The organism is Micromonospora sp. WMMC264 (assembly GCF_027497275.1).
Lineage (GTDB): Bacteria > Actinomycetota > Actinomycetes > Mycobacteriales > Micromonosporaceae > Micromonospora > Micromonospora chalcea.
On sequence record NZ_CP114907.1, the window covers coordinates 1,469,172 to 1,493,872 of the forward strand.

Genomic DNA, 24,701 nt, shown 5'->3' on the forward strand with positions numbered 1-24,701 from the left:
GAGGGCCCGAACCGCATCTGCGGTTCGGGCCCTCGCTTTCGCCCCGTGTCGCAGGGGGCGGTGGTCACCGCGCCCCTGCGACAGCCGTCAGGACGTGGCGCTCTGTGCCTCGTCGGCCAGCGTCTCGGCGTACACGACGAGCCGGGACGGCAGGTCGGTCCGGCGCTTCACGTCGAGCTTGCGGTAGACCCGGGTCAGGTGCTGCTCGACAGTGCTCACCGTGATGAAGAGCTTGCTGGAGATCTGGCGGTTGGTGTGGCCGTGTGCGGCCAGCGCGGCAACGCGCCGCTCGGCGTCGCTCAGCCCGTCGTCCGGTTCCTGGAGTTCGGCGGCGGCCGGGTACGCCGGCAGTCCACTGCCCGGCTCCCGGCGGATCAGCCGCTGAGCCAGCACCGACGCCCCGCAGTCCTGCGCGAGCTGGTAGGCGCGGCGGACGAGCAGCCGGGCGCGGGCGGAGTCTCCGGCGCGCTGCAGCGTCTGACCGGTGTCGCCGAGGGCGCGGACGAGCTCCAACCGGTCGCCGCTGGACTGGAGCAGGTTGACCGCTTCGGAGAGCAGCTTGCGCCGGTGGTCCTGGGCGGCGGTGGTGGCGAGCAGGCGCAGCGTACGGCCCCGGGTCCGGTCGTCGACCCCGTGCGGCACCCGCAGTTGCTCCTGCAGGAGCTGCATGGCCTGCGTCTTGTTGCCGACGCTGAGCTGCACCCGGGCCAGCTCCAGCCGCCACGGCACCAGTCCGGCCGCGTCGATCCCCCACGTGCGCATCAGCTCGCCGCAGCGCCGCAGGTCGGTGGTGGCGGCGTGCGGCCGGCGTACGGCCAGGTGGTGCCGGCCGCGTGCGGCCAGGTAGTGCAGGCCCAATGGGGTGCGGAAGATGCCGGGCGGGGTCGGGTGGGCCAGCCACCGGTCGGCCTCGGCGAACCGGCCCGACTCCGTCGCGGACGCGATCAGGGTGGACAGCGGTCCGGCGATCGCCACTCCCCAGGCGGGGGCTGGCATGTCCTCCAGGGCCGCGCGGGCGTGGTGCTCGGCACCGGGCAGATCGCCGACGCGCAGGGCTGCCTCCGCCCGGATCGCCCGGATCACCGCCCGCCAGCCCGGCGCGTGCTGAACCACCGGCCGGTCGAGCAGCACGTCGCCCCAGACCACGGCCCGGTCCGACCGGCCGGCCCAGAGCAGCGCCAGCAGGGGCGCGGTCAGCAGGCCGAGGGCGCCGTCGTCCGTGTGGTGGCGCTGCAGGATCTGCTCGGCGGTCGGCGCCGTGTCGTTGTCGGCGGTCGGCGTCAGCGCGGTGCCGAGCACCGTGACCGCCTGCAGGAGCGGGCTGACGGTGGTCGGGGCGCCGGCCGCGCGGCTCCAGGTGGCCGGCGTCTGCCGTACGCTCGCCAGGTGGTCCGGGTGGGAGAGGGAGACCAGAAGCTGCATGATCCGCAGGCGGCCGGGCGGGGTGGCCGGAGCCTGCTCCTCGTCCGCCGAGAAGCCGCTGACGGCCTCAACAGCCTCGTCGACGCGGCCCTGCCAGAGCAGGTACGGCACCGCGGAGAGGCTCGCATCGGTGGACCAGCCGGCGGCGCGCGCCGTCTGCACCAGCTCCGTCAGCTGCCCGTTCACCGTCAACGGGTTTAGCTGCCAGCGGGCATTCACCAGCATCTCGGTGGTGGCGGTGCGTTGCCGCTCGTCCACCGGCGCGCTGGCGAGCAGCCGCAGGCAGGCCGCCGCGACGTCGGGCCGGCCGGACGAGAGCGCGTGACCGGCGGCGTCCTGGAGCACCGGTACCCGCCAGCCGGCCACCGTCGCACCGGCGGCCACGAGGTGCTCGGCTACCACGCTCGCCTCGGCGCCGCGGTCGTGCAGCACCTCGGCGGCCCGCTGGTGCAGGGCGCGCCGCTCGTCGGCCGACATGTCAGCGAGGATCGAGTGCAGGATACGCGAGTGGCGTAGCTGGTCGGACTCCATCAGACCCGAGGTACGCAACACCCGCACCGCCGGGACCGTGGTCGCGGGCATCACGTCGAGGAGGTGGCCGAGCAGTTCGGCCGACGCGGGCCGGTCGAGCACGGCGAGCGCCTGGGCCACCCGGCGTACCCCGGGCTCGTGGCGGTAAAGGCACCCGAGGACGGCCTGGTCGAACGCGTCACCGACGGACGGAAGGTCGTGGTCGCTGCCCCCGCCACCGGCCCGTTCGTCGAGCAGCGCCCGGGTGAGCAGTGGATTGCCTCCGGTCATCCGTACGTAGTGTTCCGCGGTCCTGCGGGTGTCGGCGTCGTCGACGGCGCCCTCGACCAGCCGGGCGACGGCGTCGACGGTCAGTGGTGGCAGGCCGATCCGGGAGAAGTGCGGCTGGCTGAGCAGCTCGGCGCGGAACAGCTGGTGCGGCGGGCGCAGCGTCGACGCCTCCGCGAACACGACCATGATCCGGGCGTGGCGCAGCCGCCGGGTCACGTAGAGCAGGCAGTGCAGCGAGGCCGGGTCCGCGTGGTGCACGTCGTCGACGAGGAGGACCAGGGGCCCGTTGGCCGTCAGGTCGATCAGGGTGGTGAAGAGGCCGTGCAGCAGGGGTGCCCAGGCCCGGTCTACGTCGGACGCCTCGCCGCCGACTTCGGGCAGCGGCACCGCGGAGGTGGCGTCGCGCAGCAGCTTCCCGACGTGGGCGGCGGCCTCCGGGGCGAGTCGTGCACTGTGGAACAGCTGCCCGACGACTCCCAGGTGGAGACCGCGCTCCGCCCGCGAGCCGGTCGCGCTCATCACCTGCCCGCGGGAGCCGGCCGTCCACTCGCCGAACGACTCCAGCAGGCTGGTCTTGCCGCTGCCCACGGCACCGGTGACCAGCGCGACGTGTCCGCGCTGCTGCTCTTCGCACGCGTGGAACACGCGCCGCAGACGGGTGATCTGTTCCTCTTGCTGAACCAACACCTGCGCGTAAGCCCTCCTTGTACGCGGCGCGGGCCTGGAAACGCCGGTGCGGCCCGACACCGCCACCCCTGCCGGAGACAGCCGCCCCTCCGCCCGCGTCTCGACGGGTAGGGGTGGAGCGCGCCGGGCGGCCACGCCGGGTGGACCTGAAATCCTTCGTCGGACCGGTCTTCTCGCCGTACGGTCCGCGTGTCGAGGCGAGTCTGGCACCGGCATGATGGTGCGACAACGGGCGTGAGACCCCATCGTTTCGCACCCAAACCTGCGGGCCCCGGAAGGCATTTAGGGGTTGCGCGGTTCGGGGTGATGGGTGTTGGAGCCGATCGGCCCGGGGGAGGCGACACGCCGGTGAGCGGCTGGTGTCGGGGCGTACGGCTCGATGGTGCCACACCGCGACTCCCGGCGCACGCCGATGGTACCCACAGTGGTGGTGAGCGAACTCTTCGCGACGGTCGGCGAGGGTGACGGTCGCGTGACGCCCGTCGGCTGTTCCGTGCGGAAGCCCGACCGGGATCAGCGCGGCCGAGGGCCGGACGGACGGCCGCCCGGGGGGTCCGTGCCCCGCGTCAGCGGATCCAGCACCGTCGTGCCGGAGCGGTCGAACCGCAGCCGTCCGGCGAGTTCGCCGCGCGAGTTGACGTCCAGCTTCCGGTAGATGCGCGTCATCCGCTGTTCGATCGCGCTGACCGTCAGGAAGAGCTTCTCGGCGATCTCACGATTGGTGTGACCCTGGGCGGCCAGGGTGGCCATCCTGGATTCGGTGTCCGTCAGGCCCTGGACCAGGACCGCCGCATCCGCCCGGCTGCCGGTGGCGCCGTCCCTGGTGGACAGGGCGCTGGGCCACAACGTCGGGATGCCGCACTCCTCCGCGAGAGCCCGGGCCGACCGGGTCGCGGCGCGGGCCTGCCGCCGGTCGCCGGCCTGCTCGTAGGCGTGACCGAGGTCGGCAAGGTTGTGCGCCAGTTCCATCCGGTCGCCGCACTGCCGCAGCAGCCGTACGGCGCTGCGCAGGTGCGGGATCCGTTCCTGTCCCTCCTCGGTCGCGGCCAGAACCCGCAGGGCCGCGGCCCGGTACCGGACATGGACGGGCCGCAGCCGGGCCAACTCGTCGCGCACCAGCTTGCGCGCCTGCAGACGGCGGCCCATCCGGAGCAGTGCCCGAGCCGACTCGGTGCGCCACGGCACCAGGCCCGAGAAGTCCAGCTGCCACCGCTGCATCAGCTGCCCGCAGAGCTGGAAGTCGGCCAGCGCGGCCTCGGGGCTTCCCGCGGCGAGGGCGTGCGTCCCGCGGGCGTGCAGGTAGTGCAGCCCGAGCGGGGTCTCGAAGATCGCCGGCGGCACCGGCACCTGAAGGCAGGCGGCCGCCGTGTCGAGCTGGTCCATATAGGTCAGCGCCCGTATCCGGACGGCGAGAGGTATCCCGATCACCACCCCCCAGCCTTTCGGCGAGAGCTGCCCCAGTGCCTCGTCGGCCAGCTTGCCGGCGCGGGGGAGGTCGCCGAGCCGGCCGGCGACGGCGGCCCGCAGGGCGGTGAGCGTGGCCGAGGGGGTGGGGTGGTGCGGGGTGGCGAGGTGGCGGTCCAGCCGGTCGCACCAGTCGTCGGCCAGGTCGAGCTGGTCGGCGTAGATCATGGCGATGAGGGCGCAGATGACCCTCCACATGTGCGGTTCGTCGTCCGGCCCGGTGGTCGACAGTGTCCGCTCGGCCTGCTCGACCACGCCCGCGTCACCCCGGGCCAGCACGCCGGACAGCAGGATGACTCCGCTGAGCCCGTGCTTGACCCGGGCCAGCGTGAGCGGATCCCGCGCGGCCACGGCGGGCGCGGGCCGGTCGACCATGACCCCGGGATAGAGCGTCGAGATCCAGCCGGTGATGATGAGCAGCTCGGCCACGGACTGCGGATCGGCGGGATCCGACCGCTCGCTGAGGTGCCTGACCAGGTCGACGGCCTTGTCGATCTCACCGTGCCAGAGGAGGTACTGGATGGGACCGGCGGCCTGTTGGCTGCCGAGGTGCCCGGCCCGGATGGCGGTGGCGACGCTGACCAGGTGGGGGATCGTGGCCTGCGGGTCGAGTCGCCACTCGGCGCGCGCCAGCGCGGAGCGGATCCGCGCCCGCAGACACTCGCCGACGCCACTGCGGTGCGCCCGGCGCAGGTACCGCAGGGCGGTCTCCACCTCGCCGTCGAGCAGCGCCTGCTCGCCGGCGTCCAGCAGGGTCTGCGCCATCCAGGGTTCGGCCAGCTCGCCGATGTCCACCAGGTGCGGCGCGATCCGGGCCGGGGGCGCGCCGTCGTCGTGCAGCAGGCGGGCTGCTCCCAGATGCAGCCGTACGCGTTCCTCGGCGGTCATCCCGTCGATCACGGCCTGGGTCACCGCCGGATGGCGCAACCCCTGTTCGTCGATCAGCCCCGCGCTGGTCGACTTGTCGACAGCGCCCAGCGCGGGGTGCAACCGGGCGTCGACGAGATGCGGCAGCAGGCTGCCGTGCAGCGGCTCGCCGGTCACGGCGAGCACCCGGGCGGCGTTGAGCACCAGGCGGTCGCAGCGGTACAGGCAGCTCAGCACGGCCTCCCGGAACGACTCGCCGACCGCCGGGGCGCCGGCGGACCGTGGCGCGGCTGCCTGGTCATCGGCGAGCGCGTGCACCAGGAGCGGATTCCCGCCGCTGATCCGGTGGCTCTCCTCGGCGATGCTGCGGGCGAGCGGGATGTCGAGCCGCTGGGCGAGCAGTTGGAACGTCCCCTCGGCGGTGAGCAGCGGCAGGCGGATGCGGTGCAGCTTCGCCGGTTGCAGCATCTCGGCGTGCACGTCCGCCTGCCACGGCCGGGTGCGTGGCGCCTCCGTCAGGACCATCAGCACGGATAGGCCGGAGAGCCGCCGGGCCACGTAATCGAGACAGCGCAGCGACGGCACGTCCGCGTGGTGGATGTCGTCCACCACGATGACCAGCGGCCCCCGCGAGGTCAGTTCGAGCAGGGCGCGCCCGATGGCGGCGGTGATCCGGGCGTTCTCCGCGTCCGCCGGATCGGCGTCGCTCCATGCGAGGGCGCCCGCGTCCAGCAGCCGGGCGAGGCGGGCCCGGATGTCGGGGGCGTCCGCGGCGCACGACGGCACCGCGCGGACGAGCTGCCGGACGACCTCCAGCGGTACGCTGCGCTCCGCGCGGGAGGCGCTCGCGCCGATGACCCGTGCTCCGGCGTCGCAGGCGCGCCGGGCGAAGGCCTGTGAGAGCGCGGTCTTGCCGGAGCCGACCGGGCCGGTCAGCACGGTCACCGGCCGGTCGCTCGGCGAGGTGCCGCCGCGGAGCAGGTCTGCGAGTCGGCGCTCCAGCAGGCCGAGCTGGCTCGAACGCTCGGTCAGCTCCATCACCGCCCCCTCCGGGGGAGGGCCGGGTGCCCGGTGCGGCCCGACAGCTCGACCAAATTGGAGACCGGCAATTCTTGACCCATTCCATTATCGGCAAGGATCGACTGGTGTCGAGCCTTGCCGGTGCGCCATCGACCGACTTGACCGGTTGGCTGCTGCGAGCCGTGTTCCCGTGTGCGTCGGCGATAATTCCCCAGCTCTCTCGGGGTCGACACTTCCTATCGACCTGCTTGATGGTGGGAGTATGGCAGTTGGGCAATTGGGCGGCAAGCCGAGTTGTGTAAAGGATGGGCAAACATGGGTTACTTGTCTCGTGTGACCCGACCGGGGGTGGCGACGGAAAGTCGCCGACTGGTCCCGTACCGTGACAGAGCGCTCTCCTGAGCCGATGGTTCCGCTTATTCGGCCCGCCTGCTGATTGGCGAATGGGCTCTTCCGTGCTAATCCGACGTCCGGGCGTTACCGGTCGCTCTCGCCGCAAGGTTCGAGGCTGCCGCGGTCGCGGCGTGCGGAGGCGTCGAGCTGGGCGTCATCGTCGTTGAACTCGGCGTTCGTGACCCCGCCCGTGCCGATCCCGGCGCGGGCGGGCGTGGTGCCGGAAGCTGCTGTGGAGGTGTCGTCCGCCCCCGGGGCGGGGCCGTGGGGTCCGGTCGGGGCTCCGGCAATTGCCGGAGGCGCTCGATTGTTGCGATGTAAGGCATTGATGCCGGAACTGCGATCGATGCCTGTCCGGCCCTGCCGGCGGTCGAGGCTTGGTGTGCGTCGGCGGGCCACGATTCGGACGTTTGGGAGATTCTGCGATTATGTATGAAAAAGAATTATGAATCCGAGTGTCCCGTTGGTTGCGGAGGCCTGCGGTCCCATCCGGCCCGAAGGCTGATCTAATGCGGCACACGTCAATGCGATAAAGCCGTGACGGCGAGCTGCCGGGCATCGAGGAGGACGTTTTACGGTCGATTTTCGCTCGCTGAGGACAAATGCGGCCTCTGCATTGTTCGCCGAGCCGGAGTGAGCGCTCGGGTCGGCCGTTGTGTCAGGACGGCCGGGATTCGGTCCTAGCTGGCCAGTAGGCCCGGACAGGGGGATTCGGACTCGGCGGCTAGGGGTTGTGCCCGACGATAGCCCGGCCCTAATTTCGGGGCACCCGGTCTCCACCGTCTGGATAGCCGGACATGGGGCCGTGCAGGCCCGAGACCTGAAGGGTTCTGTGGCCGTCGTGATGTCCCAGCTGCCGCCGCGACTCGTTGCGGCCCCGCGCAGGGGATAGCGGAGATGACGCTGCTGCCGGTGCTGCGTGGATTCGGTGCGGATCGGGCCGACGCGGTCACGGTGGCCGGAGAAGCCCTCTCCAGCGAGGCCCTGCTGGGCTGCGTCACCGCCGTCGCCGATCGGATCAGGGGCGCGACCGCGGTCGCGGTCGACGGCACACCGACGCTGGAAGCGGTGGTCGGAATGCTCGGCGCCCTCCTCGCCGGGGCGCCGCTCGTACCGCTGCCTCCCGGCGCCGACGAACGCGAACGCCGCCGTATCCTGCGGCAGTCCGGAGCGACGGTGATCCTCGGCCGTGCCCCGTCCGGGGCCGACGGCCTGTCCACGATCCCGGTCGACCTGCGAGAACACGCCTCGACGCGGCATCCCGAGCCCGCCCCGGGCAGCGACGCCGTCATCCTCTACACAGGTGGCGCATCAGGGCCGCCACGAGGGGTGCGCATCTCGCGCCGCGCCATCGCCGCCGACCTCGACCTTCTGGCCCGTGCGTGGCACTGGAGCGAGGAGGACGTGGTCGTCCAGGGCACCCCGCTGTTCCGGGCGTACGGTCTGGTCGTCGGCCTGCTCGGCGCGCTGCGGGCCGGCAGCCGTTTCGTCCACCTCGACCACGCCGGCACCGGGCCGGTCGGCTCCGTGCACCTGGCGTCGCCCGACCAGTGGGCGAAGATAGCGCTGGACGGCCACCGGGCCCGGCCGCTGTCCGCGGCGCGGATCCTCGTTTCCGCGGACGGCCCGCTGGCCCGCGCCGTGGCCGAACGGCTCCGACTGCTCACCTCGCACCGGCCGGTGCAGGCCTACGGCACCACCGAGACGCTCGTCGCGCTGACCGGGCGCCCCGGCGACCGTACGGTGCCGGGCGCTGTCGGCACCCCCCTGCCCGGCGTCGAGACGCGCGTGCTGGACCGCGAGGACCGGCCGGTGCCGGCCGACGGCCAGTCGGCGGGCGAGTTGAGCGTCTGCGGGCCGATGCTGTTCAGCGGGTACGTCGGCGGGCGGAGCCTCGCCGCCGGTCGCTGGCACGCCACCGGGGACCTGGCCAGCGTGGCCCCCGACGGCACGTACCGGATCATCGGGCGACGCGGGCTCGACGTGGTGCACAGCCGGGGCCGGCGGATGCCCGCCGGGCAGATCGAGGAGGCGTTGCTGAGCCACCCCGGCGTGCGCGACGCCGCCGTCGTCGGCACGCCGCACCACGCGCTCGGCGAGCAGGTCACCGCCTACGTCGTCGCCGAGGGGGTGACCGCGCAGGTGCTCATCGACCACGTCGGCCGGTACCTCTCGGCGGGCCAGCGCCCCCGGCGGGTGCACTTCGTCGACGAGTTGCCGCGCAGCGCCTTCGGGCGGATCAGGAAGTCCCTGCTGATCGCCGGCGGCTGAGCCGGCCGGACAGGTGGCAGCGGTGACCCGCCCCCGCCACGGTCAGCCCTCCACCCAGCCGTGCCGCCGGGCCAGCTCCAGCATCCTCGCACGTACCGCCACGATCTGCGCTCCGGTCAGGTCCGACACGGAGGTCACCAGCGCCTCGGTGGTCTCCGCGGAGAAGGCCCGCTCGGAGAGGACGTCGCACAGGCCCTCGTCGTCCTCCGCGCCGCCCGTGGCCTGTCCGCTGTCCCTGCTGCGCCCGCCGCCGACCGTGACGCCGGACACCCGCACCAGCACGGCCTTGGGCCCGCGCTCGGTCTCCACCGCGTCGTACTCGACCGGGACGCCGGGCGTCAGCGCCCACTTGTCGCCGTCGAGCATGTTCGCGTGCACGAACACGTCGTCGCTGCCGTCGTCCGGGGCGATGAACCCGTAGCCCCGCACCTCGTCGAACCGCACCACTTTGCCAGTGAGCATCGCCATTCCCGCGTCCATCCGCCCCAAATCCAGGTGCCCCGCCCGCAGGACCGGGACGGCGCTCAGAGTGGCACCTGTCCCGTGCAGGCCGGCACCCGTACCCGACCCCTATGGTGCACCTATCGCCGAGGCCCGCCGCGGCGAGGGGTGCCGCAGCGCCTACCATCGGCCAACGTGATCGAGCAGATCCTGCCCTCCACCGTGGCGGTGTCCGAGTCCTTCACCGATCCCGCCGGCGTGACCCTGTTCCCCGAGGAGGAGGCGCTGGTGGCACGGTCGGTGGAGAAACGACGCCGGGAGTTCACCACCGTGCGGCACTGCGCCCGGCTGGCCCTCGGCGAGCTGGGCCTCGCCCCGGCGCCGATCGTCTCCGGCGCACGCGGTGCCCCGCTCTGGCCCGACGGCGTGGTCGGCAGTATGACGCACTGCGATGGCTACCGGGCGGCGGTCGTCGGCCGTACGGCGGCGTTCGCCAGCCTCGGGGTGGACGCCGAGCCGCACGCCCCGCTGCCCGACGGGGTGCTCGGAGCGATCGCCCTGCCGGCCGAACGGTCGCGCACCGTCACGCTGGGCGCGGTCCGCCCCGCCGTCTGCTGGGACCGCCTGTTGTTCAGCGCCAAGGAGGCGGTGTACAAGGCGTGGTTCCCGCTCACCGGCCAGTGGCTGGACTTCTCCGAGGCGGACATCGTGTTCGACCCGGCCGGCACGTTCGAGGCCCGGCTGCTGGTGCCCGGTCCGGTGCTCGGCGGGGCCGAGGTGCGGGCGTTCGCGGGCAGGTTCCTGGTCGAGCGGGGACTGGTGGTCACCGCGATCAGCATCCCGGCGGTCGCGTCCTAACCGTCGGCGCTGAGCCGCGTCTTCTGCACCTTGCCCAGGGCGTTGCGGGGCAGGGCGTCGACCAGGCGCACCTCGCGTGGTCGCTTGTGCGCCGAAAGGTGCCGGGCCACGAAGTCGATCAGCTCGGCCTCGCCCACCCCGTCGCCCACCACGTACGCGGTGACCTGCTGACCGAGGTCGGGGTGCGGTGTGCCCACCACGGCTGCCTCACGGACCCCCGGGTGCGTCAGCAGGGCGTCCTCCACCTCCCCGGCGCCGATCCGGTAGCCACCGCTCTTGATCAGGTCGGTCGACGCCCGGCCGACGATCCGGTGCCAGCCGTCCGGGTCGACGGTGGCGACGTCCCCGGTGCGGAACCAACCGTCCGGGGTACGGCTCGCCGCGTCGGCGTCCGGACGGTTCAGGTAGCCGTCGAACAGCGTGGGGCCGGTGACCTGAAGCTCGCCCATCGTCGCCCCGTCGGCCGGGAGCGGGGTGCCGTCGTCGCCGACCAGCCGCGTACGGACCCCGGGCAGCGCCAGCCCGACGGTGCCGGGCCGGCGTAGGCCGTCCGTCCGGGCGCTCACAGTGATCAGGGTCTCGGTCATCCCGTACCGCTCGACGACCCGGTGACCGGTGAGGGTGGCGAGGTCGGCGAAGACCGCCGCCGGCAGCGCCGCGCTGCCCGAGACCAGCAGCCGCGCCGGACGCAGCGCCCGGGCCGCGTCCGGGTCGGCGGCAATTCGGGACCACACCGTCGGCACCCCGAAGTACATCGTGCCGTTGGCGGCGGCGTACCGGTCGGGGCGGGGGCGGCCCACGTGGTGCAGCCGGCCGCCCAGCCGCAGTGGTCCGAGCACGCCGAGCACCAGCCCGTGCACGTGGAACAGCGGCAGGCCGTGCACCAGCAGGTCGTCCGGCGTCCATGCCCAGGCGTCGGCCAGCCCGTCGAGGCAGGCGGCGATCGCGCGGCGGGAGATCACGGCGCCCTTCGGGGCGCCGGTGGTGCCGCTGGTGTAGAGGATCACCGCGGTGCAGGCCGGATCCGGCTCGGGGTGGACGGTGTCCGACCGGCGGGTCAGGTCGACGGGTACGACGGGCCGGCCGGCGTCACCGACGGTGCGTTCCGCGCCGGCCGGGGCCAGCAGCGCCGTCGCGTCCGAGTCACGCAGGATGTGATCGCGCTCCATCGGCCCGGCGTCCGGCGGGATCGGCACGACCGCAACCCCGGCCGTCAGCGCGCCCACCACGCCGACCACGGTCTCCAGGGTGGCGGTGGCCTCGATCGCCACCCGGTCGACGCCGCGCAGCTCGTCGGCCACCGCCGTGGCAAGGCGGCGAAGCTCCACCCAGGACGCCGCCCGGCCGCCGACCCGGATCGCGTCCGGGTGCTCGTCGGTGCCCTTCGTCAGCCAGCCCAGCAGCGGCATGGTGCGATCCTCTCAGCGGCCCGGTCCGAGCCCTGCCGGGGGCCGCGACGCCGGTAGGGTCGTGGGGTACCGCCGGATCCGGGCGGGCGAGTGCGCCGCCGGTGGGCCGGGAGAACGGTCCTGACCGTAGTCGGGGGTCTCCGCGGCCTGCCACCCCTACCGGCCGTGGCGGTCGTGCGGGCGGGGAGGTGACATCGATGGTCGCGAGGGCAACGGCGGCACCCGACGGTGTCCGGGCGGTGGTGTTCGACCTCGACGGGGTGCTGGTCGACAGCCTCGCCGTGGCCAGAGAGGCGTTCGCCCTCGCCTACGCCGAGGTGGTCGGCGACGGCCTGGCCCCGGTCGACGAGTACTGCCGCCACCCGGGCCGGTACCTGCCGGAGGTGCTGGAGCTGATGGGTCTGCCGGCGGCGCTCGCCGAGCCGTTCGTGCGGCAGAGCAACCGCCTTGCACACCGGGTCAGCCCGGTCGTCGGCGCGGCGGAGCTGCTGCGCACCCTGAGTCGGCGGGGGATCGGGCTCGCCGTGGCCACCGGCCGCAGCGGTGTACGCGCCCGGGACCTGCTCGGCCGGCTCGACCTGTTGCCGCTCGTCGACCACGTGGTGGGCTCGGACGAGGTGCCCCGCCCGAAGCCCGCGCCCGATATCGTACGGCGGGCGCTGCACCTGCTCGGGGCCCGGCCGGAGGAGGCGCTGATGGTCGGCGACGCGCCCAGCGACCTGGCCAGCGCGCGGGCGGCCGGGGTGACGGCGGTGGCCGCGCTGTGGGGCGAGTCCGACGAGGAGACGCTGCGCGCGGCCGGCCCGGACGTCGTTCTGACCCGGCTCGACGAGCTGCTGCCGCTCTGTCCGGCACGGCGGTGACGAGCCACACCGGATCCGTGGGCGAGAAGCCGCCCGGAGCCGCCGCCCGCCCGGACGGACGCCCGGACACCTGGCGTGACCGGGCGACACCCCTGTCGCCGGGCGGTACCCCTGTGGAGGATGGTTTCCCGCCTCGACACCCCCGATTCGTCACCTGATCAGTTGATCGGCGCATCGGTTGCGCGGATGATGTCGGGCGTCGGTCGGCCCGGGTCCGGCCCGTTGCCGCGGACCGACGCCGCGATCAGCCGAGTGGTCCGCCCTTCCCGGCGGCAAACCGCACATGAAGGAGGACCATCCCGGATGCCGGTCATCGAGGTCGATCATCTGCAGAAGCGGTACGGCGAGAAGGTCGCGGTCGACGACGTTTCCTTCACCGTCGAGCAGGGCGAGATCTTCGGCGTCCTCGGCCCGAACGGCGCCGGCAAGACGACCACTGTGGAGTGCGTGCAGGGGTTGCGCCGTCCCGACGGCGGGACCGTCCGGGTGTTCGGGCTGGACCCGGTGCGCGACCGCACCGAGGTGCGCCAGCGCGTCGGCGCCCAGCTCCAGGAGAGCCAGCTGCCGGACAAGGTGCGGGTGCGGGAGGCGCTGGACCTGTACCGGTCCTTCTACCGCAACCGGGCCGACATCGACGAGCTGCTGACCGACCTCGGCCTGGCCGAGCAGCGCAACACCTACTTCCAGAAGCTCTCCGGCGGGCAGAAGCAGCGGCTGTCGGTGGCCCTGGCGCTGGTGGGCAGGCCGGAGATCGCCATCCTCGACGAGCTGACCACGGGCCTCGACCCGCAGGGCCGCCGGGACACCTGGGATCTCGTCGAGCGGATTCGCGACCGCGGCGTCACCGTCGTGCTGGTCACCCACTTCATGGAGGAGGCGCAACGACTCTGTGACCGGATCGCGATCATCGACAAGGGGCGGATGGTGGCCATCGACAGCCCCGCTGGCCTGCTCGCCCGGGTCGGCAGCGAGCACCGGGTGCACTTCCGCCCGGCGGAGCCGGTCGAGGACGCCCTGCTGCTCGCCGCGCCCGACGTGACCGGGGTCAGCCGCTACGGGGCGGAGGTGACGGTGACCGGCACGAAGGACGTGCTCCAGTCGGTCCTGGCAGTGCTCAACGGGCGCGGGACGACCTACACGGACCTGCGGGTCGAGCAGCCCACCCTCGACGACGCCTTCGTCGCCCTGACCGGCCGCGGCGGCCGGGCCGCCGCGCAGTCCCCGACCGACGGGAGGTCGTCGTGAGCGCCCTGTCCAAGCTGATCGCCGTCGAGACGAAGCTGTTCCTCCGGGAGCCCGTGTCGTTGTTCTTCGTCTTCGCCCTGCCGATCGGCCTGATGCTCGTCTTCGGCCTGCCGCAGCGTGCCGGTACCGCCGCCGACACCGGCCAGCACGCCGAGCAGACGTTCCTGCCGTCGCTCGCGCTGGCTCTCACCATCGGCATGCTCGCGCTCTTCACCCTGCCGATGGCGCTGGGCATCTACCGGGAACGCCGGATCCTGCGCCGTCTGGCGACCACCCCGGTGCAGCCCGCGCTGCTGCTGGTCGCCCAGGTCGTGGTCAACCTCGTGATGGGCGTGCTCGGTGCGGTGGTCACCTCGATCGCCGTGCGGTTCCTGCTGGACCAGCCGGCGCCGGCCAACCTGCCCGGGTTCGTACTGGCCTTCCTCCTCGGGGTCGCGTGCCTGTTCGCCGTCGGCCTGCTGATCGCGGCGCTGGCGCCGTCGGCCCGGGCGGCACAGTCGATCGGCCCCGCGCTGTTCTTCCCGCTGCTCTTCCTGGCCGGCGCCTGGCTGCCCCGCGACCGGATGCCGGGTGCCCTGGCGGCCGTGGCCGACTACTCGCCGCTCGGCGCGACTGTCGACACCATCGGCGCGGCGTGGGCGGGGGCCGACCCCGAGCTGCCGCAGCTGATCGCCCTGGCCGTCACGGCCGCCGTCGCCGCCCTGGGGGCGACGCGGTTCTTCCGCTGGGAGTGAGCCCGCCTCCCGACCGGGCTGGTCCGCCGGCATCGTCGCTGCCCAGGGCCGTTTCTAGGGGTGCGCTAAGGGTGCTCACGAAATGTGATCTGCACTACGTTCGGAGCTGAACGGGTGGCCGCTCACCGGACAAGGACGTTCGACCGCGGAGCGTCCGTTCACCCGGCAACGGGTGTCGTTGGACCTGTGTGGACCGAACCGCGTCGCCCCTGCGGCGGCTCGTGGGGTGTGCGGAATGCGACGGAGGTCGTGCCATGAAGGACGTTTCGCAAGCTGATCCGGTCGCCCGGGACGCCGCCGGCGTCATCGATGTCGTCCTGGAGGGCGGCCCGGCCGGCCTGCCGGCCGATCTGCGCAGCCGTCGGGTGTCCAGGGCCGAGAAGAAGATCAAGATCCTGTACTACGGCGGGTACGAGCACTTCGAGCGGGGCACCGCCGCCGCGACGGTCGAGCCGGTGGTCTTCCGCTGGACCGGCCGGACCCGGATCGCCGAGTAGCGAAGGGACGCAGCAGTCTCATGCGGGCACAGGACCAGCGGACGGGACCGCACCTGACGGTCAGCGACACGAGCGAGGCGATCGCCTTCTACACGGACGTCTTCGACGCCGTGGCCATCCAACGGGAGTGCCTGCTCGACGGGCATGTCGTGCACGCGGAACTGGCCGTCGGCGGTCATCGCCTGATCGTGAGCGAGTGGTGGGAGGCGGGCGACCCGTCGGTGGCCGCGAACCGTGACGAGGTGTTGACCATCGAGCGGACGGACCCCGAGTCGGTGCTGCGGCGGGCGGTGGCCGCGGGCGCCCATGTCGAGCCGCCGGCTGCCCCGTCGCACCAGGTCACGTTGCGCGACCCCGCCGGCCTCTGCTGGACCGTCGTCGGCCCGCAGCGGGCGGGGTAGGGCGAGTCCCGGCGGACCCGGGACAGGCCGCGGGAACCCGTGCGTACGGCGCGGGTTCCCGCGGCCTGTCCGGCGGGACGTCGCCGGAGTCCGCGCGGTGCGCGGCGCCTGGGCGCTCCTCCGGTCTCCTGGTCAGCCGCGCGGCGGTCCCGCCGACAGTCCGGCTTCCGCCGTCAGGTCCTGAGTCGTACGCGGGCCGGCGGGGGCGACGATCACCTGATCGTCTGCCGGGCCGACGGTTCCCTCAGCGCCTCCGCCACCAGCGTACGCAGCCGCCCGGCGGTCGCCCCGGCCGGCACACGCGGCGGTGGGCGTGCACCGTTCGCTGTTGGTGTCCGCCGGAGGTGTCGGATCTGGGCAGGGGTGTTCGTAGTCAATGAGCGGGGCAGCCCACGAGGCTGCTGGGTGATGCGCCCGTGCGTCCAGGCTGTTGCGGTTGACCATCGAGAGGTAAGGCATGGCCAAGCTGATCTATGTGAACAACGTGTCGCTCGACGGCTACATGGAGGACGAACGCGGCGCGTTCGCCTGGTTGCCGATGGACGACGAGGTGTTCGTCGTCTACACCGATCTCCTGCGGTCCGTGGGCACGTTCCTCTACGGACGGCGGCTGTACGAGGCGATGGCCGTCTGGGAAACCGACGCCGCTCTGGCCGCGCAGTCCGACCTCATGGCCGACTTCGCAAGCGCCTGGCAGGCAGCGGGAAAGGTCGTGTACTCCACGACCCTCGCCGCGGTGTCGACCGCCGACACCCGGCTCGAACGCCGCTTCGACCCCGCCGCGGTACGCGAACTGAAGGCCACGGCCGGCAGCGATCTCACCGTTGGAGGTGCAAACCTCGCGGCGCAGGCTCTTGAGGCCGGGCTGGTCGACGAGTGCCAGCTGTTCGTCTGGCCCGTGGTCGTCGGCGGGGGTAAGCCGGGCCTGCCGTCCGGCATGCGCGTCGACCTCGAACTCCTCGACGAGCGCCGATTCCGAAACGGCGTCGTACACCTCCGCTACCGCCCTGTCGGGCAGTGAACGACGGCCCGTCCGATCGCCTGCGCTTACGTGAAGGTGGGGCGCTGACGGCTGATCCGACCGGATGAGGTCGACCATCACCCACTCCGGTGAACGCACCCCGGGCGCGGCTCAATCCCCGCTCTCGGTGTTCGGTGTTCGGCAGCGGCACCGTGGCAGCTTCTGTGACGCTGTCCTGGTGAGCGCGCCCGGTGACGAGGCTGTCGAGCTGCGTGTTCACGGGGTCTCCGGCGCGTCGGCGGAGACCATCGTCGATCATCCGATCGTGGTGCGGGTGGCGGGGGACCGGCACGCCGGGTTCTACCGGGTCCGGGAGGGACTCGGTCGGGCGGGCGGCGCCACCGCCGGGGTGGTGGTGGAGGCGTACCGGTGGGGGGCCCTGACCGCGGGGGTGGCGGTGCGGACGGCGTCCATGCTGCTGCTGTTGCCGTTCATGCTGGGCAACCTCGCGGTCTGGCTGCGCCCCACCCTGGCGGACCGGTTCGGCCTGCTCGGCGGGTTGTGTCGCCTGCTCGCCGGGTCGCTGACCGTGGCGTTCACGCTCGCGCTGGTCGGGGTGAGCATGAACCTGCCCGGCTGGCAGTGCGTGCCGTACGTGGAGTGCCGGCAGGGGCGGCCGTACCTGTCCTGGCTGGCGGCGTTGCCAATGGGCCCGCGCCTGGCGGTGCTGGCATTGGTGCCGCTGCTGGCGTTGCGGGTGTTCTGGGCCGTCGGCGCGCGCTCGGCGCGTGCCTTCGAAGGCTTCGAGGCCGCCCCGCCACACGAGCGGCTGCTGGAGTCGACCGGGAGCCTAGCCGCACCGGGGATCTGGCACGACGAGCGGATGACGTCGTGGCTGCGTCAGATCCATGTCGGGCTGGGCGCCGGCACTGTTTACCTCAGCCTGGTCGTCGCGGTGTCACACGGTCGGTGGAACGGCGTAGCCGTCGCGCTGCTCGGCCTCACCGGCGGACTCGTGCTGTTCTGCGCGGCGCTGCTGCTGGTGACAGTGAGCGTGAGGCGGGCCGGCCCGCTGCGACGCCTGCTGTGGATCCTCGTCGCGGTGGCCACCGTGTCGAGTCTCGGATACGCCGTGTCCCGACGGGAGATGCCGGTGGTGGTCGGGCAGATGCCCGGCTACGAGGGCGCGGCCGCCGGCCTGGTCACCGCGCAGGGACTGCTGCTGGTCCTGATCGCCGCGGTGACGCTGGCGCGGCAGCACACCCGGCCGGCCGGCTCGCGCGCGCTGCTGCGCGGACTCGGCACGCCGCTGGTGGCGGCGATGTCGGTCACGGTCACCTCCGCCTACACCACCACGTTGGTGTTCCGCACCGCCGACCATCTCGACCGGGGCCGCATCCCCGACCCGATCCGGCCCAGCCCACCTGCGCTGGGCCCACTGGAACCACCGGTGGCGTACTGGTGGGCCGCGCTCGCCGGGCTGGCCGCGTTGCTTGTCGTCACCGCGGCGATTGCCCTCACCCTGCCCGCCGCCCAGCGCCGTCGTCGGGCGTACGCGCAACGCGTGGTCGAGCGGGACTACCCCGACGCGCCCGCTTCGGCGGCGCCGCGGCTGGCCGCGGTCCGCGACACGGTCGCCCGCTCCTTCGTCACCGAGGAACTCGGGCCGACCCTGGTCGCGTTCTTCGTGGTCTCCTCACTCGGGCTCGCCACCGTGGCGCTCGACCTCGTCGGGATCGGCCCCACACAACTCGCCGCCCGCCTCAATCGGCGCCACGACGTCCTCGCCGTGCTCACCGCATATGTCACCGACATCGGTATCTGGATCATCAGCCTCATCGTCGTCGGACTGCTGATCCTGGCCTACCGCGCGTACCGGTCGCCGGAGACCCGCCGGCTCGTCGGCGTGTTGTGGGATCTGGGCACGTTCTGGCCCCGGACGGTGCACCCGTTCGCACCGCCCTGCTACGCGGCGCGGGCCGTGCCCGAACTGACGCGGCGGGTCTGCGCACTGGCCGCGCATGGGCCCGTGGTGATCTCCGGGCACAGCCACGGCTCGGTACTGGCCGCCGCCACCGTCCTGCACCTGCCATCCGAGACTCTGCCACGGATCGCGTTGCTGACCCACGGCAGCCCCCTGTACCGGATCTATGCCCGCCTCTACCCGGCCTACCTCGGCGAACGGGTGCTGTGGGAGCTCGGTGAGCGGATCGACTGGCGGTGGCGCAACCTGTGGCGTGATACCGACCCGATCGGCGCGCCGATCTTCGACCATCCCGACCTCACGCCTGGCGTACCTCGGGAGGCCGCAACTGTCGACGTGCGGCTGCGCGATCCCCGCGGTGTCACCGTGGAGCCGACGGACACCGTTCCGCCCGCGGTGGAACGCCACTGGCCGTATCACACGCAACCGGAGTACCAGGACGCTGTCAGGCTCCTCGTCGGGAGGATCCGTGGCCGTGCGCCGTAGGTGGTGAGGTCAGGTTCGGGGCGCGGCCTGGACGACCACGGGGGGAGTCGCCCAGGCCGCGTCGGTGGTCAGGTGTGACGACGGTGACAGCGGGTACCCGCGCCCGTGAACAACGGGTGGCGGGAGCATCCTCATGCCCGGATCCCTCCCGGAACGTGGCCTGCACCGGATCGCCGGTGTGGCGGCGGAGGGATCGTCGTGGTGTCGGCCGACATCGGCGCGGGCCACGCCGCCGCCGCCGCTGAACTGGCTGCCCGGCTCGCCCTCGACGGCGTCGAGGTGCACCACCTCAACTTCTTCACGTCCCTGCCCAAGCCCCTGCACGGGATGATCCGCGAAGGTTACCGGTCGCTGTTGCGCTGGTGCCCGCTCAGCTACGACGCCTTGTTCACGATCACCGACCGTTCGCCACCGCTGGTGGCTATGATCAGGTCCGCCTTACGGTCGGCCCGCCGGCGGATGCTGATGCAAATGCCGCCGGACACCGGCCTGGTCGTGTCGACGTTCCCGTTCGCCAACCAGATCCTCGGCCCGCTGCGCCACAGCGGGAGGCTGAGCACACCGGTCGTCACCTATGTCACCGACTTCGTCATCCACCCGACCTGGATGGCGACCGGCGTCGACACCTACTGCGTGATCCACGAGGCCACCCAGCAGCAAGCCGCTGTTCGTGGCGCACCGGACGTCCGACTCGTCGACCCGCTTGTACCCGCCCGCTACCGGCCACCGACGGATGCCACCAGACGCGCCGCCCGCGCCCAGTTCACGCTGCCCGAAAAGGGAAGACTAGCGCTCATCGTCGCCGGGTCCTGGGGTGCCGGCGACGTGGCCCGTACCGCCAGGGAGGTACTGGCCGCCGGCTGTGTCACACCGGTGGTGGTATGCGGACGAAACGACAGCCTGCGCCGGCGCCTGGCCGGCTTTCCCGGGCACGTCATGGGCTGGGTCGACGACATGCCCACCCTCATGCAGGCGGTGGACCTGATCGTGGAGAACGCTGGTGGCCTCACCTGCCAGCAGGCACTGGCCGCGGGTCTGCCCACCATCACCTATCGCCCGCTTCCCGGCCACGGCCGAGCCAATGCGCAGGTGCTCGCCGGCGCAGGCCTGACCACCTACGTCCGAAACCCCGCCGACCTGTGCCAGGAGTTGACCCGCACAGCGGCTTCCGCCCTGCCGGCGTTCACCAGCGCCGACGACATGGCCGCGATCGTGTCCGCGACCCTACGGTCCGGGGCCGGAGTGGATGGGAACCCGCGGTGACGTCCCGGCGCTCACCCGCGGACCGCTCCTGCACCCAGCCATGATCTTTTACGCGCTGGCCGGGGCCTTCAGCTTCGCGCTGTCCGCCGCGCTGCATCAGCGCGCCGCGGCCCAGCAGCCGCGCTTCGCAGCGCTCGACCCGCGGCTGTTGCTGCGGCTGTTCCGCAACCGCCTGTGGCTTTCCGGCTGGATCCCGGACACGGCCGGAGTCGTCTTCCAGGTGCTCGCGTTGCGTTCCGGCGCGCTCGCGGTCGTGCAACCCATCATGGCCAGCGGGCTGTTCATGGCAGTGCTGATCGAGGCCGTCATCGCCGGCCAGCGCGTCGCGCGCCGGGACCTGCTCGCGGTTGCGGTGGGCGTGGTGGGCCTGACCGCGTTCCTGCTTCTCGCCGACGTCCGCGCCGGCGTGACCCGCCCTGCGCCGACGGCCTGGACGGTCGCCATGAGCTGCGCGGTGGCGGCCATTACGGCCTGCGTCCTGGCCGCGCGCCGCCGCCATGGCGCCGTGCGGGGCGCGCTGCTGGGCGTGGCCAGCGGCGTCGCGTACAGCTTCGCGGCGGCGCTGGTCAAGGACCTCGCCGGCGGCTCCCCGGGCTCCCTGCTGTCCGCCGTGGTCAGCTGGCGATCCGCGGCGCTGATAGTGGCCGTCGCCATCGGGCTGATCCTGAATCAGGCCGCCTTCCAGCACGGTCGCCTCGCCGCACCCCTGACAGCTCTCACGCTCACCGACCCCGTCGTCAGCGTTCTCGTCGCCATCACCGTCTTCCGGGAAACACTCTCCGACGAGCCCATCCGTATCGTCGGCCTTGTCCTGGCGGCCGTCACGGTCGGCGGCGGCGTGTGGCTCGCTGCTTCCGCCTGCTCGGCGGGATCGGTCGAACACCGCCGACGGTGACCGTCACCCTTCCCGGTGCCTTCGTGGGCGTGCTGCTCGGCGTCGGCGCACCCGTCGAGGCGGTCGCCGTCGCGGTGACCATCGAACTGGTCGCCGACGGGCTGCTTCGCCGACCGGAACGCCGCGGATAACCCGATCTCCCCGAGGTCCCGCCACCGAGTCGGCAGGATGACATGGTGAACTACCGCCTGTTCGAACTCATCAACGATCACGCCGGACGCATCGACGGTATCGACGACGTCATGGAGTTCGCCGCGACCAGGTTGCTGTATCTGATCTTCGCAGTCACCGCGTTGCTTGCCGTGGTGACACTGCGCCGCCGACGAACACGCCCGGTCGTCGAGCTCGGCGCCGCCCTGGTCCTCGCCTTTGCCGCAGCCACCGTCCTGGCGCATTCGAACAGTCAGCAGCGCCCATTCCAGAGTCATCACGTGCACCAGCTGATCCCTCACGGTGCGGGAGTTTCGCTGCCCAGCGACCACGCCACCGCCGCATTCGCGCTGGCCTTTGGCGTCTACGCCTTCCTGAGCCGCCGGTGGGGCGTGGTACTGGCCGGAGCGGCGCTTGTCGTCGGGGTCGCCCGCGTCTGGGTCGGCGTGCACTACCCAGGCGACATCCTCGCCGCGGCAGTCATCGCCGGCCTCGCCGTCGTGGCCGTCAGCCTGGCGGGCCACCGCCGGCGTCGACTCGGCGCACCGAGTCGACGAACATAGCGGGGCACCAGTCAGCCGGACCCTGGCTCCGATCATCACATTCACGAGGCGCCACCGCGTGAAGCCTTCGGTAACGACGAGGCCGTCACCCGTGATGACCGGCGTATGTCCCAGGACGTGCCTCATGCCGGGCTGCCGCGAGGCAGACCATGCGTTGGGCGCTCTGCTTGTGACGCCCCTGCCATGGCCGTCGCCCCCGTAGGCGAGGTGCGGGGGCGGTGGCTGTGCCTCGGGGAGCGGGCTGCCCGTTGGGCCCTACGAGGCGTCCGCTTGGCCTGGGCGGTCAGGGGACCCAGCAGACGGAGGTTGCCGTGGGCCGGGACGCCGGGGTCGGTGGCGCAGAGGAACAGCGTCTGGTCCGGGGTGCCCGGCATGGCGCCTCGTCAGCATGCTCGGTCCGACCGCCGGGTGGCTCATCCGCTTGATGCCGTGCCCGCGCTCGTACACGTGGTGCCTGTTGCGGCAGGTACCGGACTGCGGATTCCTGATCGGCAGCTCGCTGACGAGCTGGTTGTTCGGGTGCACGGGTCGCCCGGCACGCCTGCACGGCCGGTGCATGTGGTCACGCACCGACCGTTCTCGGCCCGCCGGAGGTCACCCGCAGCGGTGACGCTCCCGCTTCGGTGTCTGGGATCGGCTCGTTTCGGCAAAGATCGGAGGGCGGGGCAGGCGCAGCAAGGGCCCGAATGGGTGTCTGCCCGCCACATCGACGCTCCGCCAGCAGGGGCGAGTTCCTACGGAGGGTGTGGTGGCCGACGGGAACGCAAGCGACAGGGGCCTACGGCTGGCGGCTGTCCTGCTGGGCCTGGCCGGGATCTTCGACGCGGTAGCTGGTGCGGCCGACCTGAGCGGCGCCCGCTACGTCTCGCTTGCTGACGGTGCCGTGCACGAGCACGACCTCACCGGCTGGGCTTGGCTGCATCTGGCCGTCGGGGTGTTCACGGCGCTGGCCGGAGCCCTCGGACCGCTCCGCCGCCGTTGGTCGAGGTCCCTGGCTCTGGCCGCGGTGGTGATCTTCGTCGGGCTCCACCTGTTCTTCCTCACCTATCACCCGATCCGCACGGTGCTGGTGCTCGGACTGGCACTGGCTGCCGCCCGCTTACTGATCATCAATCGATCTCGCGCTGTCGCTTGAGAGCGTCCGGGCGACGGTGCCCGCACGCCTACGCAAGGCGAGAGGCCGGCTCCGCGGTGGGCCGGCGACCAACGAGGACGGATCAGTCGGTTGGCTGACACACCTTCCCCGTGAAGGCGGGATCGGGTTGCCGGAACGCGGACCAGGCCGGGTTGGCCGCGATGGGCAGGGGCGGGGCCTGCCAGGCGGCGCCGAGACGTTGCAGGAGTGGGTACTCCTCGCGTTCCTGCTGGATCGGTTCGCCGGAGAGGAAGGCCAGGAGCCGGTCTTCGACCAGGCTGCGGTTGAGAAGACCCCCGTGTACGCCGGGCATCTGGAAGACGGGGATCCCGCTGTAGTCGCCGGGCGGCGCCTCTGCGGCCGTGGTGGTGGGAATGAAAGCGACCATCCGGATCCCGGGCACCGGACACATGAGTTGGTTACGGTAGAACGGCGCGTCGTCGACCAGGGAGCGGATGAACGGTTCGTCGGGCCCGGCATGTGGGCCACCGAACAGGCGCATCACGCCGAACACGATCCGAAGCTGCGATCCCGTCGCCACGCCCCAGCCGCGGTTCTCGCGCGGGGGCGGGTAGTAGGCGCGACCCGCGTTGATCAGGGGACTGAACATGGCCAGCGTGTCGACGGCGGGGTGCGCTCGCTGCTGAAGGTAGGTTCGGGCGACGATCGCGCCTTCGCTTTCCCCGATCAGGGCGATCGGCCGGCCGGTGCGCTGGTGTAGTCGTCGCACCTGTTCGTCGAGGAGTCCCACGCTGTCCGCCACCGAGATCGTGGTGTCGTGCGGCCGGTAGGGCAGGGGTGTGCCGTCCCGGCTCAACCCCCGGTAGGAGAACCTCTCGACACGATTGTCGAGAGGTTGCTCGCCCCCGTACGACGACCCGTAACCTGCGAGGACGATGACTGCCTGCGGCACGTCGGGCGGCAGCGGGTGGTCGAGGACCACCGCCTCGGCCCGCAGGCTCTTGTCCGGCACGGCATCCACCATCGGCGGGATGAGCAACGGCACCGCAAGGGCGAGAACCGCCGCGACGGGAGTCGCCGGCACCCTCACCCACCGTGTCGACGGATTGATCAGCGCGGTACGGACCGTCCGGTTCCACAGCAGCCCGTTGACCACCCCGGCCACGGCGGCCACCGGCACCGACCACCAGCCCGGCAGACTCCAGCACAACGCGCCGGCCACGGTCAGCACCACGAAGTTGAGCATCGACCATCCCACCAGCGAGATCGACGGCAGGCCTCGCCACCACGGCCCCACCACAGCTGCCCGTTGCAGGAATGGCGCCAGCAGGAACAACGGCACCAGGGAGGCCAGCAGGACCCAGGACAGCGCCACCACCGACGCGGCCACCGAGATCAAGGCCCACGGGGCGACGAAGACCGCCACCAACGCGGCGAGCCCGACATTCCGTTTCAACAGCCACCGCGCCGGTGGCCGAGGCACCTCAGCCGGCCATGCCAACATCACCAGCAGCGTGTGGAAAAGCCCTCGGGCCACCACCAGCAAACTGAGCCAGAACACGAATGACGGCCACGAGTCGTGATAGACATACAGCCACCGCAGGTCGTGGTAGGTGTCGTACGGCCACACCGCCGCCGCCTGCGGCGCGAGGCCCCGCGCCGCGACGAAACCCAGCGAGATCAAGACGACGGCCTCGACCGTCGGAGACACCGCGGTCAGCAGCAGCAGGCCCACCAGTCTGCGGTCCGCGACCAGCACGCTGCCTCCCTTGCCGTTGCCCTCTGCATGGAGATTTCCGCACACCACACCCAAACGACGGCGTATCCCGCAAGGCCGTACCCGATAGGAACAGCACCGCCGCGCCTGCCGGGATGGCCGGACCGCGAAGGTCGCGTTGCTGGCGCCGCCGGCTGCCCTTCTGGGAGCGGG

18 protein-coding genes and 1 pseudogene are annotated in these 24,701 nt (G+C 72.2%); 14 read left to right on the plus strand and 5 right to left on the minus strand.

The window, feature by feature from the left end:
• Positions 1-87 precede the first annotated feature (87 nt).
• Both O7542_RS06090 and O7542_RS06095 read right to left on the minus strand, forming a co-directional pair.
• Entirely contained in the window at positions 88-2,910 is a 2,823-nt protein-coding gene (locus tag O7542_RS06090; RefSeq protein ID WP_166456128.1) for an AAA family ATPase, read from the minus strand.
• 513 nt (positions 2,911-3,423) lie between these two features.
• On the minus strand, positions 3,424-6,279 hold the full coding sequence (locus O7542_RS06095; protein ID WP_281605828.1) for a LuxR family transcriptional regulator: 2,856 nt from the start codon (positions 6,277-6,279) through the stop codon (positions 3,424-3,426).
• Positions 6,280-7,551: 1,272 nt separating this feature from the next.
• Here O7542_RS06095 and O7542_RS06100 point away from each other — a divergent pair.
• The gene (locus O7542_RS06100; RefSeq protein ID WP_069088287.1) at positions 7,552-8,925 is read left to right on the plus strand and encodes an AMP-binding protein; all 1,374 of its coding nucleotides are present in this window, start codon (positions 7,552-7,554) and stop codon (positions 8,923-8,925) included.
• Between the two features lie 42 nt (positions 8,926-8,967).
• Here the strand turns inward: O7542_RS06100 and O7542_RS06105 are convergent, their stop codons facing one another.
• Positions 8,968-9,405, minus strand: a complete 438-nt coding sequence (locus O7542_RS06105; protein WP_069088288.1) for a cold shock domain-containing protein — start codon at positions 9,403-9,405, stop codon at positions 8,968-8,970.
• Between the two features lie 156 nt (positions 9,406-9,561).
• Between O7542_RS06105 and O7542_RS06110 the strand changes: the two genes are divergently transcribed.
• The gene (locus O7542_RS06110; RefSeq protein ID WP_043322816.1) at positions 9,562-10,224 is read left to right on the plus strand and encodes a 4'-phosphopantetheinyl transferase superfamily protein; all 663 of its coding nucleotides are present in this window, start codon (positions 9,562-9,564) and stop codon (positions 10,222-10,224) included.
• On the opposite strand, the gene O7542_RS06115 is transcribed toward O7542_RS06110, so the two are convergent.
• Positions 10,221-11,633, minus strand: a complete 1,413-nt coding sequence (locus O7542_RS06115; protein ID WP_281605829.1) for an acyl-CoA synthetase — start codon at positions 11,631-11,633, stop codon at positions 10,221-10,223. The two genes, O7542_RS06110 and O7542_RS06115, sit on opposite strands and share 4 nt — an antisense overlap.
• 197 nt (positions 11,634-11,830) lie before the next feature.
• Between O7542_RS06115 and O7542_RS06120 the strand changes: the two genes are divergently transcribed.
• From O7542_RS06120 to O7542_RS06175, 12 genes and pseudogenes are all read left to right on the plus strand, one after another.
• Entirely contained in the window at positions 11,831-12,496 is a 666-nt protein-coding gene (locus tag O7542_RS06120; protein WP_281605830.1) for an HAD-IA family hydrolase, read from the plus strand.
• Between the two features lie 303 nt (positions 12,497-12,799).
• The gene (locus tag O7542_RS06125) at positions 12,800-13,741 is read left to right on the plus strand and encodes an ABC transporter ATP-binding protein (protein WP_043322824.1); all 942 of its coding nucleotides are present in this window, start codon (positions 12,800-12,802) and stop codon (positions 13,739-13,741) included.
• Positions 13,738-14,475 carry an ABC transporter permease gene (locus O7542_RS06130; protein WP_043322827.1) on the plus strand — a complete coding sequence of 246 codons (738 nt, stop codon included), beginning with the start codon at positions 13,738-13,740 and terminating at the stop codon, positions 14,473-14,475. The genes O7542_RS06125 and O7542_RS06130 overlap by 4 nt, the downstream gene beginning before the upstream one ends.
• A 254-nt stretch (positions 14,476-14,729) precedes the next feature.
• Positions 14,730-14,972, plus strand: a complete 243-nt coding sequence (locus O7542_RS06135) for a DUF5988 family protein (RefSeq protein ID WP_030498879.1) — start codon at positions 14,730-14,732, stop codon at positions 14,970-14,972.
• 20 nt (positions 14,973-14,992) lie between these two features.
• Complete coding sequence (locus tag O7542_RS06140; protein ID WP_064445437.1) at positions 14,993-15,373, plus strand: VOC family protein; 381 nt, start codon at positions 14,993-14,995, stop codon at positions 15,371-15,373.
• A gap of 457 nt (positions 15,374-15,830) precedes the next feature.
• Positions 15,831-16,394 carry a dihydrofolate reductase family protein gene (locus O7542_RS06145; RefSeq protein WP_166456131.1) on the plus strand — a complete coding sequence of 188 codons (564 nt, stop codon included), beginning with the start codon at positions 15,831-15,833 and terminating at the stop codon, positions 16,392-16,394.
• A 178-nt stretch (positions 16,395-16,572) separates the two neighbouring features.
• On the plus strand, positions 16,573-18,804 hold the full coding sequence (locus tag O7542_RS06150) for a hypothetical protein (protein ID WP_281605831.1): 2,232 nt from the start codon (positions 16,573-16,575) through the stop codon (positions 18,802-18,804).
• 192 nt (positions 18,805-18,996) lie between these two features.
• Positions 18,997-20,067: pseudogene (locus O7542_RS06155) on the plus strand (glycosyltransferase); the annotation flags it as partial.
• A 40-nt stretch (positions 20,068-20,107) separates the two neighbouring features.
• Complete coding sequence (locus O7542_RS06160) at positions 20,108-20,962, plus strand: DMT family transporter (RefSeq protein ID WP_281605832.1); 855 nt, start codon at positions 20,108-20,110, stop codon at positions 20,960-20,962.
• Positions 20,959-21,093, plus strand: a complete 135-nt coding sequence (locus O7542_RS06165) for a hypothetical protein (RefSeq protein WP_255358557.1) — start codon at positions 20,959-20,961, stop codon at positions 21,091-21,093. The genes O7542_RS06160 and O7542_RS06165 overlap by 4 nt, the downstream gene beginning before the upstream one ends.
• A gap of 45 nt (positions 21,094-21,138) precedes the next feature.
• Positions 21,139-21,675: a phosphatase PAP2 family protein gene (locus O7542_RS06170; RefSeq protein ID WP_281605833.1), complete on the plus strand. Its 537-nt coding sequence runs from the start codon at positions 21,139-21,141 to the stop codon at positions 21,673-21,675.
• A 748-nt stretch (positions 21,676-22,423) separates the two neighbouring features.
• Positions 22,424-22,810, plus strand: coding sequence for a hypothetical protein (locus tag O7542_RS06175; protein WP_187693726.1), 387 nt, complete (start codon positions 22,424-22,426; stop codon positions 22,808-22,810).
• Positions 22,811-22,892: 82 nt separating this feature from the next.
• On the opposite strand, the gene O7542_RS06180 is transcribed toward O7542_RS06175, so the two are convergent.
• Positions 22,893-24,530: a hypothetical protein gene (locus O7542_RS06180; protein ID WP_281605834.1), complete on the minus strand. Its 1,638-nt coding sequence runs from the start codon at positions 24,528-24,530 to the stop codon at positions 22,893-22,895.
• Positions 24,531-24,701: the final 171 nt, after the last annotated feature.